At 47.0% G+C, this 20,505-nt stretch carries 12 protein-coding genes; 6 read left to right on the forward strand and 6 right to left on the reverse strand.

Annotated features, from left to right (window positions below):
- Positions 1–108: 108 nt before the first annotated feature.
- Positions 109–417 (reverse strand): isoamylase early set domain-containing protein, encoded by a 309-nt coding sequence (locus tag EMM73_RS17820; RefSeq protein ID WP_127688155.1) that lies wholly within the window; start codon positions 415–417, stop codon positions 109–111.
- Between the two features lie 422 nt (positions 418–839).
- On the opposite strand from EMM73_RS17820, the gene EMM73_RS17825 reads away from it, so the two are divergent.
- Together EMM73_RS17825 and EMM73_RS17830 are read left to right on the forward strand one after the other, a co-directional pair.
- Positions 840–2,060 carry an efflux RND transporter periplasmic adaptor subunit gene (locus tag EMM73_RS17825; protein ID WP_127688156.1) on the forward strand — a complete coding sequence of 407 codons (1,221 nt, stop codon included), beginning with the start codon at positions 840–842 and terminating at the stop codon, positions 2,058–2,060.
- Positions 2,060–5,248 (forward strand): efflux RND transporter permease subunit, encoded by a 3,189-nt coding sequence (locus EMM73_RS17830; RefSeq protein WP_127688157.1) that lies wholly within the window; start codon positions 2,060–2,062, stop codon positions 5,246–5,248. The genes EMM73_RS17825 and EMM73_RS17830 overlap by 1 nt, the downstream gene beginning before the upstream one ends.
- 101 nt (positions 5,249–5,349) lie before the next feature.
- Here the strand turns inward: EMM73_RS17830 and EMM73_RS17835 are convergent, their stop codons facing one another.
- The 3 genes from EMM73_RS17835 to pabB form a co-directional block, all read right to left on the reverse strand.
- Positions 5,350–6,729, reverse strand: coding sequence for an L-serine ammonia-lyase (locus EMM73_RS17835; RefSeq protein ID WP_127688158.1), 1,380 nt, complete (start codon positions 6,727–6,729; stop codon positions 5,350–5,352).
- A gap of 209 nt (positions 6,730–6,938) precedes the next feature.
- A complete protein-coding gene (locus EMM73_RS17840; protein WP_127688159.1) occupies positions 6,939–7,502 on the reverse strand; it encodes a CoA pyrophosphatase in 564 nt (187 codons plus the stop codon).
- A gap of 4 nt (positions 7,503–7,506) precedes the next feature.
- A complete protein-coding gene (gene pabB, locus EMM73_RS17845) occupies positions 7,507–8,904 on the reverse strand; it encodes an aminodeoxychorismate synthase component I (RefSeq protein ID WP_127688160.1) in 1,398 nt (465 codons plus the stop codon).
- 312 nt (positions 8,905–9,216) lie between these two features.
- On the opposite strand from pabB, the gene EMM73_RS17850 reads away from it, so the two are divergent.
- From EMM73_RS17850 to EMM73_RS17865, 4 genes are all read left to right on the forward strand, one after another.
- Positions 9,217–10,737, forward strand: coding sequence for a fumarate hydratase (locus tag EMM73_RS17850; protein WP_127688161.1), 1,521 nt, complete (start codon positions 9,217–9,219; stop codon positions 10,735–10,737).
- A 53-nt stretch (positions 10,738–10,790) separates the two neighbouring features.
- Positions 10,791–12,812, forward strand: coding sequence for a S9 family peptidase (locus tag EMM73_RS17855; RefSeq protein ID WP_127688162.1), 2,022 nt, complete (start codon positions 10,791–10,793; stop codon positions 12,810–12,812).
- A gap of 112 nt (positions 12,813–12,924) precedes the next feature.
- Entirely contained in the window at positions 12,925–13,287 is a 363-nt protein-coding gene (locus EMM73_RS17860; protein WP_127688163.1) for an MmcQ/YjbR family DNA-binding protein, read from the forward strand.
- Between the two features lie 19 nt (positions 13,288–13,306).
- Positions 13,307–17,887, forward strand: a complete 4,581-nt coding sequence (locus tag EMM73_RS17865; RefSeq protein WP_127688164.1) for an EAL domain-containing protein — start codon at positions 13,307–13,309, stop codon at positions 17,885–17,887.
- Between the two features lie 55 nt (positions 17,888–17,942).
- On the opposite strand, the gene EMM73_RS17870 is transcribed toward EMM73_RS17865, so the two are convergent.
- Both EMM73_RS17870 and EMM73_RS17875 read right to left on the reverse strand, forming a co-directional pair.
- The gene (locus tag EMM73_RS17870; RefSeq protein WP_127688165.1) at positions 17,943–19,796 is read right to left on the reverse strand and encodes a M48 family metallopeptidase; all 1,854 of its coding nucleotides are present in this window, start codon (positions 19,794–19,796) and stop codon (positions 17,943–17,945) included.
- Positions 19,797–19,801: 5 nt separating this feature from the next.
- Entirely contained in the window at positions 19,802–20,392 is a 591-nt protein-coding gene (locus tag EMM73_RS17875) for a LemA family protein (protein ID WP_127688166.1), read from the reverse strand.
- Between the last annotated feature and the right edge of the window lie 113 nt (positions 20,393–20,505).

The raw sequence follows: 20,505 nt of genomic DNA on the forward strand, positions 1-20,505 counted from the left end.
TGACACCGAGAGGCTAATGGGTGACCCCATTGATGAGCGCATATCGAATGGGGTCAGGCTAGAAAGCCAGACCCCCTTGCAACATGCAAGGTCTGACCCCGTGAAAAATCACAACTGAACTACTGAATTCTGGTCATAGCTAACCTGAGTGGGCACATAGCCATCGGCTTCCTCGTCATTCAACCAGGTTTGTCCATCTACCAAATACCTGAATTGGTACTGTTTTTCTTTCTCCAGATTTAAGCTAGCTGTAAAGTCGCCGGTTTTGGTTTTTTTCATCAAAACGGCCTGGGGATCCCAGTTATTAAAATCTCCTGCTAAAGCAACAGTTTGAGCTTGTGGGTACTGCTGACCTGCAAAAGTGAAAGTAACTTTGCATTGGGGTTTAGTTTTTAAATACTGTTTACTAATACTCATAGCTGCATCCTTCTTCAATTAATCCGGCAACGAACATAAAACATCAGTTTATCGCGCTGTGATGACAATAAAGTGTCTAAAAAATAACCTCAAATGGCCTTGTTCACCATAACTAAGCTGCAACGTTCTCCAAAATAACTTTCTGGAATGTGAATAGACGAATTTGCTATTAAACGACTGAAGTTGTAACTAAATATGTCGGAACTTCACAGTATTCCATGAGGAAAGTGCATACTAAGGCTGGTAGGATTTGCTGTAAGGCCTGTCTGATAAGGCTTCTGTTTCTGACAAAAGAAAAAACGACTGAGGTCGGTCTTTCTGTCAGACACAACTTGGATAAAAAAGCTAACAACTGCAGATACTGTTACGGCGTACAGAACTGTAAGATAGATTCTGATAAATTTGTGACCAAAGGACTAAAAATGGCAGGCAAGTGGATTAAAGCAGGGGTTCCTGTAGCGATTGTGGTGGGCGCAGTCATCCTCGCATCAGCTTTTGTGGCAGGAAAAAAACCACCAGAGCAAAAAAAAGAGATACGCAAAGACTTATTCGTCGAAGTAAAACCTGTCAGTCGGCAGAATCTGACCTATCAGGTCTGGTCACAAGGCACAGTGCAACCGAAAGTCATCACTAACCTTACTTCTGAAGTCAATGGTGTAATAGTCAAGGTTGCTGACAACTTTGTGGAAGGTGGTTTTTTCCGCGCTGGAGATTTGCTTATTCAGGTTGAGCAGTATGACTACTTAACTGCAGTCAAACTGGCTGAAGCCAGTTTGGCTCGCGCTCAGGCTCAGTTAGAAGAGGAAAAAGCCCGAGGTAAGGTTGCAGCTAAAGAGTGGAGTGAATTCAGTTCAGGCAAAGCGCCTGAGTTAGGTTTACGCCGTCCGCAATTGGCTCAGGAATTAGCCAATGTCCGCTCTGCTGAAGCTGAACTCGAAAACGCCCGTCGTAATCTGATCCGTACTGAGATCCGGGCGCCCTACGATGGCATAGTCAAAGCGAAAAAGGCCAACATTGGCCAGTTTATTAGCCGTGGTTTTGACTTAGGTACTATCTATGGCACTGAAGTGGCTGAAGTCCGCTTACCTTTGTCTGATAACGATGTCGGATATTTGAATATGCCAGGGTTAACGCCATCTGAGCAGCAGCAACCTGAAGTGTTATTGTCAGCTGAAGTGGCTGGCCAACAGCTAAACTGGCAAGCCAGACTGGTGCGTACCGAAGGCATGCTGGATGATCAAAACCGTGTTATTTATGCAGTGGCGCAAATAAAAGATCCATATCGCTTAAAAGCGGACGGCCAGGCACCACTGAGGTTTGGTCGTTTTGTCAAAGCCCGTATCGACGGAAAAAATGGTGAAAATTTAGTACTGGTTGAGCGGCATTTAGTAAAACCTGACCAAAAAGTACTGACGATCGGTACCGACAATAAATTACATATCCGTACTGTCACAGTGCAGCGGATGGACGAAGAGTATGCTTATGTCAGCGCAGGATTAGACTCTGGCGAGCAACTGGTATTAACTGCTATAGCGAATCCGCTGGAAGGTATGGCACTGCGCACATCAGCCGATCCTGTGGTGGATGATGCCGAAAAGGACAAAACTGCGATAGCAGCCACTGAATCAGGAGTGAAACCCTGATGCAGCAGTTGGATCAAACCCATAAAGGCTGGTTAGCCTGGTTTGCCCGCAACAGCGTGGCATCCAATTTATTGATGGTTATTTTATTATTGGCTGGTATTGCCAGCGTTTTTACCATCAAGAAACAAACCTTTCCTGAAATTCAATTGGAACAAGTGACAGTCCGGGTGGCCTATCTGGGTGCTGCGCCTCAGGAAGTAGAAGAGGGGATAGTCGACAAAATTGAAGAGGCTCTACGAAGCCTCAATGGCATTAAAAAAATCCGCTCTACCGCTGTGGAAGGTTTAGCGACTGTCAATGTGGAAATTCAGTCAGGCTATGATATTCAGCAGGTGATGAATGAAATTAAGATGCAGGTCGACTCTATCTCATCTTTCCCTGAACAAACTGAACGTCCCGTGGTGTACAACACCAAGTTCCAGAGCAATGTGCTGTGGTTATCTGTTTACGGGGATACCGATCAGCGTGGTTTAAAGGAGTTTGCGAAAGACGTTCGTGACGAGCTGAAAAAGCTGCCCGGAGTCAGCAAAGTCGAGGTGGTAGGGGCTTTGGGTTACGAAGTATCTATCGAAGTCTCTGAGCATAAACTACGTGAATACGGCCTGACCTTTGAACAATTGGTGGCTGCTGTGCGCGGCAGTTCAGTGGATGTGCCGGGTGGCTCTATTAAAGCCGATAATGGCAATATCTTATTGCGGGCTAAAGGCCAGGCTTATCGTCAACAGGATTTCGCCGACATAGTTCTGATCAACAGAGCCGATGGTACTCGTCTGTTATTGGGTGACATAGCTCAGGTGAAAGATGGTTTTGTCGAAATGGAGTCGTATTCTACTTTTAATGGTAAACCTTCTGTTTCGATCAAAGTGGATGCAGTAGGCGAGGACAACACCTTAAAAATAGCTTCGGCTGTAAAAAACTACGTGGAGAAGAAAAAAGCTGATTTACCTGATAGCATGGAAATTGACTATTGGGGAGATTCCAGTTACTACCTGCAAGGTCGCCTTGATCTGATGACAGACAATATGCTGATGGGAGCCTTATTGGTCCTGATCAGTTTAACCTTGTTCCTCGAGTTCCGCGTTGCTTTTTGGGTCATGGTCGGTATTCCGGTGTGTTTCCTCGGCACCATAGCTCTAATGCCATTAGAGATGTTTAACGTTTCTATCAATATGATCAGTTTATTTGGTTTTATTCTGGTGCTGGGTATTCTGGTCGATGATGCCATTATCATAGGGGAGAGTGCCTACACCGAAATTGAGAAATACGGCAAGTCGGCTGAAACAGTGATCCGTGGTGCTCAACGTGTCGCTATGCCAGCTACTTTTGGTGTCATGACCACTATAGCTGCTTTTATTCCTATGCTGATGGTGGGCGGTGCACAGGGCCCTATCTGGGAATCTATCGCCTGGGTAGTGATCTTATGTTTAGTGTTCTCTATGGTTGAATCTAAACTTATTTTGCCGGCGCATTTAATAGCTATGGACAATAAACCTTGGGATCAACAGCGCAAAGGTTTGTTCTATGGCATGGGCAGAGCCTGCAGTAATGGCCTGAAAAGGGTCAGGTTAAAAGTCTCTGGTGCGACAGAGCGTTTTGTGCAAGGTCGCTATAAGCGTGCTGTGGCATGGTGTATTGAATATCGTTATATCACGGCCACCAGCTTTTTTGCGATGATGGTGTTGATGATAGGCTTAATGGCCGGTGGCCATGTGCGTTGGGTGTTTTTCCCCAATATCCCCAGCGACTTTATCAATGCTAATTTAACCATGATGGAAGGCTCTTCAGGCAAAGCTACGGTTCAGGCTATGCAGCAACTGGAGGCGGCTTTGGTAAAAACCAACGATAAAATAGTGGCGTCAGGTGAAGAAGGATTGATGAAGCATCGTTTAACCTTCACTCAGTCTGATACCAGCGGCCAATTTGTTATTGAGCTTGAAAAAAGCGAAGGCCGTAACATAGATGCCAACGAGTTTGTGCGCTTGTGGCGCGAGCAAATACCAGAAATTGCCGGAGTTAAAACGCTGCAGATATTCTCGTCGACCAGCGGTGGTGGTGGTGGTGATATTTCATTCCAACTGAAAAGTAAGGAACTGGAAAAGCTGCGTTTAGCGACGGAAGAGCTTAAAACTGCGATGCTGGAATACCAGGGTGTGTATGACATTGAAGACAGTATCAGCGGTGGCAACGATGAGATAGTTTTGACCATCAAGCCTCAGGCAGAAGCTTTAGGTATTAACTTATCGGACTTGGCCACTCAGGTGCGTTACGGTTTTTATGGAGCCGAAGCCCAGCGTATTCAGCGCGACGGTGAAGAAGTCAAAGTCATGGTACGTTATCCCAAAGAAGAACGCCGCTCAGTCGGTAATCTGGAGAATATGAAAATACGTACGGCCTCTGGCGCTGAAGTGCCGTTTTCTCAGGTAGCCGAATACAAAGCACAACCAAGCTATTCTGCAATTAACAGGGTTGATGGTGAACGTTCTGTCACTATCAGCGCTTCAGTTGATAAAGCCTTGGCTGAGCCGATGAAAATTACCAAAGAGCTTCAGGAAAAGGTATTACCGCAATTGGCGCAAAAATACGGCATCGAAACCGCGTTGGAAGGCGCTAGTCTGGAAGAAGCCGATGCCATGATTGACCTTGCCATGGGTTTCTTGCTGGCGTTGTTTGTGATTTATGCACTCTTGGCTATACCACTGAAGTCTTACACTCAACCTTTGATCATTATGTCGGTGATCCCATTTGGTTTAATTGGCGCCATCCTAGGTCATATGCTGCTTGGGTTAAGTGTCAGCATTATGTCGTTGTTTGGTCTGATAGCTTTGGCTGGGGTTGTGGTAAATGATTCATTGGTGATGGTGGATTTTGTGAACGAATCTCGCCGCAATGGTGTGCCGTTAAAAGAAGCTGTTGTCGGAGCTGGTACCCGTCGTTTCAGGCCTATTATGCTGACCTCGCTGACCACCTTCTTAGGTTTAGCACCTATAGTGCTGGAAAAAAGCCTGCAAGCACAAATTGTAGTGCCTATGGCGGTATCTCTGGCTTACGGTATAGTGTTTGCGACAGTCATCACCTTGTTACTGATCCCCGCCTTGTATGTGATATTGGATGACTTTTTAGGGGTATTCCGCAGTAAAACTTCTGAAGAGACTGCGTATCCAACCGATGAGTTACCACTGCAAAAGTGATAGCGAAAAGAAAAAACCGCCGAAAGGCGGTTTTTTTTGTCTAAGTCCTACAGTATGTCGTCAAAGTAAGGAAATTTGTTCCGACCTTTAACAGTGTATCTCTAGCATTCTATTATGTTTACCGCTAAGCCACCGCGTGATGTTTCTTTGTATTTGCTTTGCATATCACGGCCTGTGTCCCACATGGTTTTAATCACTTTATCCAGCGATACCTTGTGCTCACCTGTGCCCCGCAGCGCTAAACGTGAGGCGTTGATTGCTTTAATTGAACCCATGGCATTACGTTCAATACAAGGCACCTGAACTAAACCACCTACAGGGTCACAAGTTAACCCTAAGTTATGCTCCATACCAATTTCAGCGGCGTTTTCCACATGATCCACAGAGCCACCTAAAATCTCGGTTAACGCGCCAGCGGCCATAGAGCAAGCCACACCGACTTCGCCCTGACAACCTACTTCAGCACCAGAGATAGAGGCGTTCTTTTTATACAAAATACCAATAGCAGCTGCAGTTAACAGATAACGGCAGTAGATATCCGCTGTGACAGGTTGAATGTATTTGTCGTAATACATTAAGACGGCCGGAATAATGCCGGCAGCACCGTTGGTCGGAGCTGTAACTACACGGCCACCAGCAGCATTTTCTTCATTCACTGCTAACGCAAATAAATTCACCCAGTCCATGACTTGCAATGGATCTGAGCTTTTTTCCGCCATTAAGCGCTTATGCAGAGCAGGGGCGCGGCGTTTTACTTTTAAACCTCCGGGTAAAATGCCTTCGGTGCGAATACCACGTTGCACGCAGTCGTACATGGTTTGCCAGATTTTACCCAGTTCGTCCTGAATTTGTTGTTCGCTGCGCAGAACCTTCTCGTTTTCCATCATCAAACCAGCAATGGATAAGCCGTTTTCTTTACAGAGCTTCATCAGCTCTGCGCCACTTTCAAAAGGAAAAGGCGGCGGATTGTCCACTGCGAATTGGCTAGCGGCTTCTTTTTCTTTGGCAAAGTCTTCAGCTTTGACAATAAAACCACCGCCAATAGAGAAATAAATCTCGCTGAATAAAACCTCATGACCCGCATAAGCTATCAGCTCCATGCCGTTAGAATGCTCTTTTAAGGTTTTGCGGCGGTGAAAAACGATAGCGCCTTCCCGCGGGAAAGCGACAGAATGCTTCTGATCCAGCAGTAGTTGCTGAGTTTCATCTACGGTTTTTAATAAGCCAGGAATAGCGTCAGGGTTAATGTTTTCCGGTAAAAAACCGGATAAGCCTAAAATCACCGCTTTGCCTGTGCCGTGACCAATACCGGTTTGGCCTAAAGAACCGAATAGTTCAGCTTTAACACTGGTCACCTGATCAAACAAACCCTGAGCTTGCAGGTTTTCACAGAATTTTTTTGCAGCACGCATTGGGCCTACGGTATGAGAACTGGACGGGCCAATGCCAATGCTGAACATATCAAAAGCGCTAATAATCATTTGAGTCTGCTTTATGGTTATAGAAATTGGCGCCATTCTAACGGAAGCGGAAAGATTTCGTAACTGAGCTTGTAACTGGTCGGTGCTTATTACAGCAGATACTCTGCGCGGTGCTGTGCTGTTTTGATTACAGTCCGGTAGGAGCTGGGCTTGTCCCCGCCCGTCTAATGCCACCGCGGTGAGGATTGGGCTTGTCCCGTCCAGCGAGTTTAAAAGCGCAGCTGCAGTGTAAGGGAATTGAGGATTGCCGCTGTAGCGCCCCAAATCAGATGAGAGCCGTAAGGGATAAAATGCACTAAATGCGCCTGACCTCGCATGGCAAAATACTGGCTATGGCTGTTTTGTGGGTCAATCACAAAAGATAAAGGCAGCCAAAACGCAGATTCTACTTCAGAAGGTTGTAGCTGCAGCTCTACCTCTTCAGTTAAAAAAGCTATCCAGGGTTGGATTAAAAAGCCAGTGCCTGTGACGTAACGGGGAAGTTGACCTATCAATTGCAATTGCTCCGGTGCTATGCCGGTTTCTTCGTAGGTCTCGCGCAAGGCTGCTTGATGACTGAGTTCATTGCTTTCGATTTTTCCACCGGGGAAACTGATTTGGCCAGGATGATGTCGCAAATCCGCGCTGCGTTTAGTCAATAAGAGGTGTAATTCCCCCTGATGTTCCCTAAGTACCAGGAGTACGGCCGCAGCTTTACTTTTTTCCAGTTGCAGCAGCGCTGAGTGTTTGGCCGCTTGTAGAGAAAAACGTTGTAAAAACTGCTGTCGGTTCATACTGTTAGTTCGCAGGTGTTGGCCTTGCGACCTGGCCTAGCAGAGGTAGAATTTTATTCACCTTATGGAAGGTTTCCTCGTATTCGGCATTTACTTCGGAGTCTGCCACTATACCACCGCCAGCCCAGCAGTAAGCCTGGCCTTGTGCCATCACCAGAGTTCGGATCGCAATGTTAGTATCCATATCTCCTTTACTGTTGATGTAGCCTACAGCACCGCAATACACTGAGCGGCTGTTGGGTTCTAATTCAGCAATAATCTGCATAGCCCGAACTTTAGGAGCTCCGGTAATAGAACCACCGGGAAAAGCGCCACGGAGTAAATCACAGGCATCTGCATTGGGGCTCAAGGTGCCGGTAATAGTGCTGACCAGATGATGAACAGCAGGGAAAGACTCTATGGCAAACAAAGCCGGGACCTTGACTGTGCCTGGCACACAATGTTTACCCAAGTCGTTGCGCAGTAAATCGACAATCATCACATTCTCGGCTCTGTCTTTAGGAGCGGCTTGTAATTGTTCTGCGCTTTGCTGATCGAGCAATGGGTCGGTAAAACGAGGTCTTGTCCCTTTAATGGGTTTTGTTTCTACCTGGCCTGCTTTGAGTTGTAAAAAACGCTCGGGCGATAAACTCAATACAGCGCCCTGAGGCAAACGTAAAAAAGCAGAAAAAGGCGCTGCATTGTTGCTACGCAAAGTTAAATAGGCTTGCCACTCATCACCGCTGTAACTGGCATGAAAGCGCTGCGCCAAATTAATCTGGTAGCAGTCACCGCTTCGCAGATAATCTTGGACTTGCTCAAACTTCTGGCTGTAGCTGGTCTTATCCATATTAGCCTGCCAGTCAGAGGTTAATGCGAAAGTGGCAGGCTCTGGTGCTGATGCCGGTGTAAAGAGTGTTGAGGTGATTGCCCACTGCTGCTCTGCATTGCCACGATAATCTACATACCAAAGTTGCTGCTGTTGTTTATCCAGAATGATAGCCCACAGATAAATACCTACTGCCATATCAGGCAATAAAGCTCCTGCGTCAAAAGCCAGGGGCACTGGCTCAATAATGCTACCCAAATCATAAGAAAAATAACCTAAAGCACCACCTATAAAAGGTAAATCAGCATGGTCAGATAGCGCTGCTTTGTCCGGAAAATAACGGCTGATCAATTGCTGTAAAGCACCAAAGGGGTCTGTTTGTACTAACTGGCTTTGGTGGTGTTCGGTTTGGATTAACTCGCCCTTGTGATAAACCAAAGTAGCGACCGGCCTGGCCACCAGAATATCAAAGCGGCTATTGACGTGGTTGCTTGCAGCTGAGTCCAGCAACATAGCCCATGGCTCTGCAGCTATCGCAGAAAAATACTCCAGCAGATGCTGCTCTTGAGCATCTAATTTGAAAAACTGTGACATAAGTTGTCTCTTAAAACGGGCTAATTCCGGCAAAAATACGGGAAGTGTCTAGCCGCTGGATCTGTTGCGCTGTATGATACCAGCCCAACTGACATTATGAATACAGGAAAAGCTACCTGCACCGAAAGCAGAACGGACAGGGGCTTCTATTTAAACATATTCCTCTCAGTAATTGGAGTTGTAGCGCGTCGACAAGCGAGTGAGTTCGCGGGAGCATTGGCCACAATGGCCACTATGCGACCAGGGCGAAGAACGCAGTCGGCAAAACCGCGGCTCTGAGAACGACGGGGAAAACGGAAGGGCAGAAACTCTATGACCGTTATTCGCCAGCAAGACTTTATCGACAGCATTGAAGATGCGTTGCAGTACATCTCTTTTTATCATCCACTGGATTTTGTCCAGGCTTTGGAAAAGGCCTATCATAAAGAGCAAAACCAGGCTGCAAAAGACGCTATAGCTCAAATCTTGATCAACTCCCGTATGTCGGCTGAAGGCAACAGGCCTATTTGTCAGGACACTGGTATTGTCACCTGTTTTGTCAAAATTGGTATGGATGTCAAGTGGGATAAAACCGATATGACAGTGCAGCAAATGGTGGATGAAGGCACTCGCCGTGCTTATCTGAACCCACATAACCCGCTGCGTGCCTCTATTGTGGCTGACCCTGCAGGTGCCCGTAAAAACACTCAGGACAATACGCCATCCGTAGTGCATATCGATATGATTGCAGGCCACCATGTGGAAGTCGCTATTGCCGCTAAAGGCGGCGGCAGCGAAAACAAAACCAAAATGGTGATGCTCAACCCATCAGACTCAGTGGTGGAGTGGGTGCTGGAAACTCTGCCAAAAATGGGTGCAGGCTGGTGTCCGCCAGGTATGTTGGGCATAGGTATTGGTGGTACTGCGGAAAAAGCCGCAGTGCTGGCTAAAGAAGCCTTGATGGAGCCTGTGGATATTCAGGACCTGCTGGAAAAAGGCGCTGAAACTGCCGATGAAAAACTGCGTGTTGAACTGTACGACAAGGTCAACAAACTGGGTATTGGTGCTCAGGGTCTGGGCGGCTTAACTACTGTTGTGGATGTAAAAATCAAATCAGTCGCCACTCACGCGGCGTCTAAACCTGTAGTGATGATCCCAAACTGTGCCGCCACGCGCCATGTGCATTTCCACCTGGATGGTTCAGGCCCGGCTGTATTAACTCCTCCGAAGCTGGAAGACTGGCCTGAAGTGACCTGGGAGCTTGGTAACAATGTGCGCCGCGTTAATTTAGATACTGTGACTCCTGCCGACGTGCTGGAGTGGAAAGCCGGTGAAACTGTATTGCTGTCAGGCAAAATGCTGACAGGCCGCGATGCTGCGCATAAACGTATTGCCGATATGTTGGCTAAAGGTGAAGCTTTGCCTGAAGGCGTTGACTTTAAAAACCGCTTTATTTACTACGTAGGACCTGTGGATGCTGTAGGTTCTGAAGTGGTAGGCCCAGCAGGCCCAACTACGGCCACTCGTATGGATAAATTCACCGACATGATGCTGGGGCAGACAGGTTTACTGGGCATGATTGGTAAATCTGAGCGTGGTGATAAAACAGTAGAAAGTATCAAAGAGCACAAAGCTGTGTATTTAATGGCGGTAGGTGGAGCTGCATATTTAGTATCCAAGGCTATTAAAAAGTCCCGCGTTGTCGCCTTTGCCGATTTAGGTATGGAAGCCATTTACGAGTTTGACGTAGAGGATATGCCCGTGACTGTGGCTGTTGACAGTCAGGGAAATAACGTGCATAAACAAGGACCTGCTATTTGGAAAGTGAAGATAGCTGAACTTGCCAATAACTAAAAAATGATTAATAACGCCCTGACTTTCAGGGCGTTTTTCCACTGGGAGATATTATGAAAGCCTGGATCTTTTTCGCCACTGCCTTAGTGAGCAGTGCTGCCTTTGCCAAAACCCCTCTAACCATCGAACATCTGAATAAACTAAACAAAATCTATGATGTTGTGGTGTCTCCGGATGGCCGTTATTTGGTTTATGGTCAGAAAAATGGAGGTCTTGCACCAGCCGATACCAGTGCAGATTTATACTTAATCGACTTACAGCAAAACAACAAAGTCAGTCGTTTGACTTACAGTGACGATAGAGAGCACTCTGTTGCCTGGAGTAAAGATGGCAGCGCTTTGTATTTTCTGGCCGGCCGCTCAGGTTCTTCACAAGTCTGGCGTTTACCTATGGCTGGCGGTGAAGCGCAACAAATCACAGATTTGCCATTGGATGTTGATGGCTTTTTAGTTTCTGCCGACAACAGCAAAATTGTGCTGCAAATGGCCGCTAAGCCGGGCTGCGAAACCTTATCCTGCACAGTAGAAGCCAAACAGGTAAAAGCAGGTCAGCAAGACAGCGCTATGGTTTATGATCAGCTGATGGTGCGCCACTGGGATAGCTGGGCTGATGAATTCAGAAGTCATTTGTATGTTGCCGATATGACGGCTAAAAAAGTGACGGAGGCTAAAAATTTAATGCCTGAATGGAATACAGACATAGCAGGTATTAAAGAAGTCGCGTTCACCCCTGATGGTAAAAATTTGGTGTTCAGTGCGAAAATTCCCGGCCTGGACCAGGCCTGGCATACCAACTTTGATATTTTTCAGGTATCGGTGAGCGGCGGCGAAAAAATCAATTTAACCCGCGATAACGCAGCCTGGGATGCTAAACCGTCTTTTTCCAGCGATGGTCGTTTTATGGCCTACTTAGCCATGAAAAAACCTGTGTATGAGGCGGACCGTTTCGGCTTGATTTTATTGGATATGGTGACAGGTCAGCGCAAAGAGTTGGCGCCGGAGTGGGACAGATCGATCAGTGACTATAAATTTGGTGCAGACAACAGAACCCTTTACGTGACAGCTCAGGACACGGGGCAGCATGGTATTTTTGCGATTAACACCAGTTTTGGCGATATCAGCAAAATTTATGCAGATGGCACAGCCAATGATTTAAATGTAGTGGGCAACAAGCTGATTTTTACCAATCACAGCCTGGACAAGCCGAGCGATATCTACCAGATCACTGCGGAAACCGGTGCACCAACAGCCTTAACTCAGGTCAACAAAGACGCGCTTTCAGGCATTCAGTTCGCCCAATTTGCACAGTTTAATTTCCCAGGAGCCAATGACGAAACAGTACATGGTTACTGGATGAAACCTGTCAATTTCAAAGAAGGCCAGAAGTACCCTATCGCTTTTATTGTGCATGGTGGGCCACAAGGCAGTTTTGGCAATATGTTTAACTACCGCTGGAATGCGCAGTTGTGGGCCGCTCAGGGCTACGGCGTGGTGATGATCGACTTCCACGGCTCTACAGGTTATGGCCAGGCTTTTACTGATTCTATTGCCCGTGATTGGGCAGGTAAGCCATTGGTTGATTTACAAAAAGGCCTGGCTTTTATCACTGAAAAGGAAAAATGGCTGGATGGCAACAACGCCTGTGCTTTAGGTGCTTCTTACGGCGGCTATATGATGAACTGGATTGCGGGTAACTGGCCTGAAGGTTTTAAATGTTTAGTCAATCATGCTGGTTTGTTTGACATGCCAAGTTTTTATGGCAGCACTGAGGAGTTGTGGTTCCCTGAACATGATTTAGGTGGTCCGGTCTGGAACAAAGACAGTGATTATCAGAAATTTAATCCGGCAGCTTTTGTCGATAACTGGAAAACACCTATGCTGGTGATCCATGGTTTAAAAGACTATCGGGTGCCTTATGCGCAAGGTCTGGGTGCTTTTACGACTTTGCAGCGTAAAGGTATTGAGTCCAAATTAGTCATCTTCCCGGATGAAAACCACTGGATCTTAAAACCACGCAATGCAGAGCGTTGGTACAACGAAGTCTTTGACTGGATGAAACTGCATACCCGAAAATAACAACTCGCTGAAGTCAACCGGAAAATATAGGGGCGGGTAAAGGGCAGGGACAAGCTGTAGTCCCTGCATTAGCCGTCCGTCTAATGAAACCGCGGTTCAGGTGGAGCTGAGTATGCAATTTACTGAAGTTCGAAACTACTGCCTTGAACTCATGGATACAGAGGAAGACTTTCCTTTTGGACCTGATATTTATGTTTATAAAGTGAAAGGGAAGATCTTCGCTATCCTTGGCACAGACCATGGAGAGGGACGATTGAACTTAAAATGTGATCCGGATGAGGCTCTGGCCTTGCGGGATCTTTTCCCTGCTATCAAGCCTGGTTACCATATGAACAAAAAACACTGGAACACAGTGCGTTTGAATGGCACTGTGCCTGAGCAGGAAATAAAACGACAAATCGATCAGTCCAGACGACTGGTGATTCAATCCTTACCAAAAGCGCAGCGCCACCATCTTGTGCTTGTAAACAATTAAAAGACCGACCCGGACCTTTATGCCCAAACCTGCTTACCCTTTAACTGCGATTCGCATTGTACTCTTGTATTGCTGTTTTGCACTGCTATGTATTTTTGGCTCAGAGCATTTACTGCGCTTAACAGTGACTGATCCACAATCCAATTCTTTTTTTGGCATAGTCAAAGGCGTCGCTTTTGTTTGTCTGAGTGGCTGTTTAATTTATCTGATGCTGGCTACCTGGCGTAAACAGCAGTTTTTTGATTCCGAAGTGACAGTAAGGCACAAACAATGTCGGCTTGTGCTACTCATTCTTGCCTTCTTATTGGCCATACCGGCTCTTGCTGCTATCACGAAGTGGGTTCATGGCGATCAGCTAAAAGCCAGTGCGATGAAAGACTTACGCACAGTAACTGATATCAAAAAACAGCAGTTAGAGCTCTGGTTGGCTGAACGACAATACGATATCGGTGCTTTATCCCGCGATAGCTCGTTTCGGCACAAGTTAGAGCGCTATCTGGAACTGGGAGATCAAACTCAAAGAGCGGATCTACAAAACAGACTGGCCTCTATGATTGCTGAGCATTCGTTCAGTTCGGTTTTAGTGTACGACGCTGCGGGTCAACAGAGGTTCGCTTTGGGGGCTCCGTTAAAGTTTGATGCCTTGGCTGGGTGGCAAAATCAGCCGCAGCCATCCACTCAATGTGACAGTCAGGGAACAGACCGTTATTGTCAATTGAACTGGTATCTGCAATTGGCCACAGGCCAACAGATTTACCAATTGGTGTTTAGTGTCGATACGAGCATTTTCTTGTTCCCGGCTATTCAGAACTGGCCAGTATCCAGTCCTACGGCTGAAGTCTTGCTGGTGCAACGTCAGGACCAGAGTGTTGTGTTTTTAAATCCGTTACGACATCCGCAGCAGGCCTTACTGAATGAAATTGATACAGCCCTGGATGGCCCTTTACTGGCAGCGAAAGCGTTGCGGCAAAGACAATTTAACACAGCAGAAGCTCTGGATTACCGACGTCAGCTTGTACTCGGCGCCTACACACCCGTAAGGCAAACCAACTGGATGTTGGTGAGTAAAATTGATGTGACAGAAGTTCTACAGCCTCTGGATACCTTGTTGTTATGGTTGTCTGTCAGCTCTGGTACTTTATTGATGATGCTGATAACGGGTGCCTTATTTTACTGGCGGGAGCTTATTCAGTCTCATCAACTGGCATTGGCCGCTAAGCAAACAGAGCAAGATAAAACGGTACAGGCATTTTTCGATTTGCCCTTTTCTGGAATGGCTATTCTATCCCGAACTCATTTGCCCTTTATCCGGGTCAATAAAAAGTTGCAGTCTGTGCTGGGTTATTCTGAAACTGAACTTATGGCGCTGTCTTTGCGTGATTTAGCCCATCACTCACAACAATTTACGCCGACCAGTTTTGCCACTGCAGAGCAGAATGCCACAGAAGCTGACGTTCAGCTGCGTCACAGCACAGGTAAAGTCCTGACGGTGAAACTTATGATGCAGCGATTCAGTCAGCAAGGACAGCCTGATCTGCTACTGGCCACCTTTGAAGATGTGACTGAGAAACGTCAGTTATATGCTGATTTAAACCGAAGCCACCAAGAGCAACGGCACAACTCTCAGCAATTGGATAGTATTTTAACGGCAAGCTCAACAGTATTACATCGGATAGATTTGGACGGAGTTCACTGCAAAACCAGCTGGGTGAGCAGTAATGTTGAACGACTTTTCGGCTACAGTGTTGAAGAATGTCTGATGGATAAGTGGTGGGAAAATAGCCTGCACCAGGATGACAAACCTTTTGCCAGCCGAGCTATCGAGCAAACGCTGTTGTATGGGCATTATCGTCACGAATACCGCTTTTATGACGCCTCCGGCTCTGTTCGGTACATCCGTGACGACTTAAGGTTATTACCGGTTCAGACCTATACTTCTCAGCAAATTATTGGAGCTATGGTCGACATTACAGAGTTGAAACAGGCCCGATTTGAGCAGGAAGTTAGTAGTACTAAATTAAAAACCCTGTTCAATACCATGTCCGAAGGTTTGGTGTTGCATGATGCAACAGGGGCCATTGTTGATGCTAACCCTTCAGCTGAGTTGATGTTGCATTCCTCCTTAGACGAAATGCGGGGATTGATCCCGCAAGTTGAAGACTGGCACACAATATATGAGGATGGCTCAGAATTTCCGGCAGAGCTGTATCCAAGTAATGAAGTATTGCGCACGTCGATGGCGGTGCGCGACGTTGTGATGGGGATTGAACGGGATGGGGTACAACGTTGGTTAAACCTCAATGCTGAACCTTTGTTTGAACAGGACCAACTCTCGGGCGCCTTAGTTACCATAGATGATATCAGTTCAGAAGTTGCTATTCGTCGGGAATTAAAACAACGTGCTTTAGTGATGTCTAATCTGGCTGATATGGTGGCGCGTTTTTTACAGCACAGCGACTGGTTGCAGCTACTGCGCAGCATGATGCCCTCGGTCAGCCGGGCTTTAGCTGTTGATGCCATCTATTTGTACCAAAATACTCTGCAACAGGACAGGGTGACAGGTACGTTGTTAACCCAATGGCGGCGCGACCAAAAAGAACATATCCGAACCTTTAAACACCTGGACCATAAAGTTTCCCGTTGGTATCCGGCGATCCAGCAACTGACGAAAGGCGCTGTGGTTGCAGGTCTGGCGCAAGATATGGATCAGATGCTGCAGCCTATGTTGAAACGTTTTCGGATCCAGGCTATTGCTTTGGTGCCCGTGATGGTTGATGGGGAATGGTGGGGCTTGCTTGGCGTGGAGCAACATCACTCTTGTCGCGAGTGGAATCAGGTTGAGCTTGATGCCCTGAAAATGCTGGCAACTGCTTTGGGTAACGCGGTGAAACGTCAGCAGTTTGAATCTTCTCTGCAGCAAGCCGCAGCTGTATTTGAAAGCACCCGCGAAGGTATTATGGTGACTGACGCGTCGAATCGCATTATTCAGGTGAATCAGTCTTTATTACAGATGTTGGGCTATGAAGAATCTGAGGTTTTGGGCAATACGCCGGCCATGTTCGCATCAGGACGGCATGACCAACATTTTTACATCAAGATGTGGCAAGAGCTGAGTACTAAAGGACACTGGCAGGGTGAAGTCTGGAACAGGCGCAAAAATGGTGAAATTTACCCTGAATTGCTCAGCATCAGCACTATTGTCGATACAAACCAACAAATAACTCACTATGTGGCTGTATTTGCAGATATTACCCAGCTTAAAGCCTCTGAGCAGGAGCTGGCTTATCTGGCGCACCATGATGTACTCACCGACTTACCAAATCGCTTATTAATGAGTTCACGTTTGCAAAATGCAGTAGATTTAGCAAAACGTGATCAGCGCCAGTTTGCTGTGTTGATGATGGATCTGGACCGTTTCAAATACATCAATGACAGTTTTGGTCACCCAGCGGGGGATGAGCTGTTAAAACTGGTGGCGGCGTCGTTAAGACAACGGCTGCGGGATATTGACACCGTTGCGCGTTTTGGCGGTGATGAATTTATTATTCTGCTTGAGCAACTGCATCAAAGTGAAGACGCAGCTAGGTTTGCTACAGACCTCATTAATGACATGAGCCAGCCCTGGTTGTTAAGCAACAACGTGGAAGTGCGGATTGGAGCCAGCATAGGTATTTCCATTTACCCTGCTCACGGTACTGATGGATCAACTCTGCTCAGTAATGCCGATGCAGCTTTGTACCGGGCAAAGGAGCAGGGGCGTGGCCGTTTTGCCTATTATTCGGATGATCTGACTTTGTATGCCCGTCAACGTATTGATTTAGAAGCCCGATTGCGAGGTGCCCTGGCACTTCAGCAGCTTTTGGTATACTACCAGCCGCAAACGGATATCAAAACTGGTCGTATTGTTGGTGCAGAAGCCTTAGTTCGCTGGAATGATCCAACTGAGGGCCTGATACCACCCGCACATTTTATCCCGATAGCGGAGGATACCGGCTTGATTGGCGCTATAGGTGATTGGGTACTGGCAGAAACTTGTCGTCAGGGCGCTGCATGGCGAGCCGCAGCTTTACCCGATTTAAAACTGGCGGTGAATTTATCCTCTCATCAGTTCAGCCATGGTGATATAGGCGCACAAACGGCACAGATCCTGAAAGACACAGGTTTCCCGGCAGAGTTGCTGGAGCTGGAACTGACCGAAAGTGCCATTATGTCGCGGGCGCAGCAAGCTGAAGAAGTGTTGTCTGATCTGCACCAAATGGGGGTCAATCTGGCGATAGATGACTTTGGGACTGGCTATTCGTCTTTTGCCTATTTGCAGCGTTATCAGCTAGATGTACTGAAAATTGACAAGAGCTTTGTCGATGATGTGGCCCATAGCAGTGAAAGTCAGGCCATAGTCGCAGCAATCATTTCGATGGCGCATATTCTTGGTTTAAAAGCCTTGGCTGAAGGCGTCGAGCATCAAGACCAACTGGACTATTTACGTCGGCAAGGTTGTGATTATTATCAGGGGTACTTGTGTAGTAAACCTTTGCTGGCAAAAGATTTTGAGCTCTTGGTTCGCAGTCAGTCCAGCAGCACAGATCGCCTGTGTCATTAACAATGCAGCAGCGGGGCTTGCCCCGCCTCTGGGCTAAAGGGGTATATCCCCTGCTTTAGAACGCAAAGTCTAAATCCGGAACCACAGGGATCTCCAGCAGTAGCACTAATGCATGCAGCAGCAGCTCTTCCTGTTCATTCACCAGTTCGTCTGCCTGGACAGCTATTTTTAACGAAAGCCAGAGTTGTTGTTTCACCTTGGGCGAACTATGGATCAGAGCTGGTAGTTGTTCACTTAGCTGCTGAAAACTCAGGTGTGGCCGCACAGTCGCAGCGGGTAAAGCCAACACATCTAAACCTGCTTTCCAGGACTGCTCCTGGAGCTCCTCATGTCTGGCTTGTTGTGCACACAAGGACAGTAATGCCAGCGCAGGCTGTTGCACCTGATCCAGACTATTACTCTGGTCACGGCGATGCAGCAAGCCAGAATCAAACTGACTGCCAACACAGTGTTGTAACCAGTTTAACAAGGCCCACTCGAATAAATCTTCTGCACCGTCACATTCAACCAGCTTCTGACAAAGTTGTTGAAATTCAGTAAATTGCTGTTGTGACAACTGCTTTAACCCCGGTACCGCAATTTGTAGTAAATGCAGCTTTTGTTTGCCTGATAAAAGGCTGACAGCGTCATACACTGCATTGACGTTTTGTAGCAGTTGCTGATCGCCAACCGCTTTGACCATAGCCCATTGTTTAGCTAAATGTTCGGTTTGAATAAGGCAAGCGCAACACAAGGCTGGGGCTGAAGGAGCATGCCTGCTGCTTTGCAATAAAAAGGCAGGCAAGGCAGCCAGCGCAGCGTTGGTGTGTTGTGTTCTGGCCTGCTTTGATGGCCCCTTACTACTCTGTTGTTTTAATTGCGTCTCTGTCGGAAACACACCATTCCAAGCCGGGTCGAGGCGTTTAATCCTTTGCGATAGCGGTGGATGGGTCGCAAATAAACTGGTGAAGCGGCTTATGGCTTCGCCAAAAAACAAATGACTCATTTCATCGGCGTTAGGGTGCTTAATTTTGCTGCCGTAACTGGCGCCACCAATGGCTTTGAGTGCGCCAGCTATGCCGGAGGGATTGCGGGTAAATTGCACTGCACTGGCATCAGCCAGAAACTCGCGCTGGCGACTGACGGCTGCTTTAATCAAACTGCCAAAAAAAGTGCCTAAGTAGCCTAGTATCATCAAACCCAATACCAGCCCAAGAATACCGCCACCGTTGTCTTTAGATTTCGAGCTGCTGGCAAGGACTGCGTTTCTGCGGCCACTGCTTCTGAGCAGGAAGTAACCAGCGTGCCCAATACACTCTATACCGTGTAACAATGCAATAAGGCGAATATTCAGCTTCATATCACCATTTAAAATATGACTGAATTCATGGGCTATTACGCCTTGTAATTGATCACGGTCCAGCAGGTTCAGGCCGCCTTGAGTAATACCTATCACTGCATCTGCCGGTGAATAACCAGCAGCAAAAGCGTTGATGGAGGATTCTGGTGTTAAATAAACAGGCGGCACAGGTACACCTGCGGCAATAGCCATTTCTTCGACCACATTCAATAAACGCTGTTGTTTTTCGTCTGCTAAATGATGCTCAACCAAACGGCCGCCCAGCGCTTTGGCTACCACCTGGCCACCCTGACTTAACTCAGCCTGTTTGATACTGATCACCGCAGCTATGATCACAAAAACAAATAAGCTAACCCAGCCCATCATTTTCCAGGGTAATTGTTCAAACCAAAGCGGATCTTGAGGTCTTAACAGCAACTGGTATTGCTCTGGATCCATCACGCCTAAAGTGATCATCACCAACAGATTGGTTAACACCAATAGCGTGATCAGGGCCAAAGTAAACAAAAAAACCAATAGCTTAGTGTTACTACGTGCCTGATCCTGAGCGGCGAAAAAGTTAGTAGCCACTGAAGTTAGAAGCTCACTTTAGGTGCGGTTTGAATTGCTGCACTGTCAGCGAATTCCAGTAATTTAGCATCGTTCTGATGCCCAAAAAAACCAGCAAAAATAACCGGAGGGAAGCTTTGTTTGTAGCTGTTGTATTCAGTCACTGCGTCGTTAAAAGCCTGACGGGCGAAAGCCACCTTGTTTTCAGTACTGGTCAGCTCTTCGGTCAGTTGCATCATATTCTGATTGGCTTTTAAATCCGGGTAAGCTTCCATCACCATACTGAATTTCGTCATGGCGCCTTGCAACGCCGATTCTGCACTGGCCAGTTGGCTGATGGCTGTAGCATCACCTGGTTGAGTTGCAGTGGCAGTTAGTTGGCTCACTGCACTGTTACGTGCAGCTATCACAGCTTCCAGTGTATCGCGCTCATGCGCCATATAAGCTTTAGCCGTTTCAACCAGATTAGGAATTAAGTCGTAGCGGCGCTTTAACTGGACTTCAATTTGAGCGAAGCCATTTTGAAAACGGTTTTTCAGTTTCACCAGTTGGTTGTATATGCTGACAATAAAAAACAGCACAACAGCTGCAATAACGAGAGTAATAATGGTGGTCATGGGATTTCCTTTACCAATGATCGAATCTAAACATCACTCTAGCATTGTAAAAATTAGTTGAATAGTATCAACTGCATGTGAGCTGCTCATCTCGGATAGTGTGGCTCTGAGCG

Origin of the sequence: Rheinheimera sediminis (genome assembly GCF_004005375.1) — a bacterium.
Lineage (GTDB): Bacteria > Pseudomonadota > Gammaproteobacteria > Enterobacterales > Alteromonadaceae > Pararheinheimera.

What these genes read in the sequence shown, in the direction of transcription:
- EMM73_RS17820 (WP_127688155.1), bottom strand. Translation starts at nt 417, where the DNA reads ATGAGTATTAGTAAACAGTATTTAAAAACTAAACCCCAATGCAAAGTT.
- EMM73_RS17825 (WP_127688156.1), top strand. Translation starts at nt 840, where the DNA reads ATGGCAGGCAAGTGGATTAAAGCAGGGGTTCCTGTAGCGATTGTGGTG.
- EMM73_RS17830 (WP_127688157.1), top strand. Translation starts at nt 2,060, where the DNA reads ATGCAGCAGTTGGATCAAACCCATAAAGGCTGGTTAGCCTGGTTTGCC.
- EMM73_RS17835 (WP_127688158.1), bottom strand. Translation starts at nt 6,729, where the DNA reads ATGATTATTAGCGCTTTTGATATGTTCAGCATTGGCATTGGCCCGTCC.
- EMM73_RS17840 (WP_127688159.1), bottom strand. Translation starts at nt 7,502, where the DNA reads ATGAACCGACAGCAGTTTTTACAACGTTTTTCTCTACAAGCGGCCAAA.
- pabB (WP_127688160.1), bottom strand. Translation starts at nt 8,904, where the DNA reads ATGTCACAGTTTTTCAAATTAGATGCTCAAGAGCAGCATCTGCTGGAG.
- EMM73_RS17850 (WP_127688161.1), top strand. Translation starts at nt 9,217, where the DNA reads ATGACCGTTATTCGCCAGCAAGACTTTATCGACAGCATTGAAGATGCG.
- EMM73_RS17855 (WP_127688162.1), top strand. Translation starts at nt 10,791, where the DNA reads ATGAAAGCCTGGATCTTTTTCGCCACTGCCTTAGTGAGCAGTGCTGCC.
- EMM73_RS17860 (WP_127688163.1), top strand. Translation starts at nt 12,925, where the DNA reads ATGCAATTTACTGAAGTTCGAAACTACTGCCTTGAACTCATGGATACA.
- EMM73_RS17865 (WP_127688164.1), top strand. Translation starts at nt 13,307, where the DNA reads ATGCCCAAACCTGCTTACCCTTTAACTGCGATTCGCATTGTACTCTTG.
- EMM73_RS17875 (WP_127688166.1), bottom strand. Translation starts at nt 20,392, where the DNA reads ATGACCACCATTATTACTCTCGTTATTGCAGCTGTTGTGCTGTTTTTT.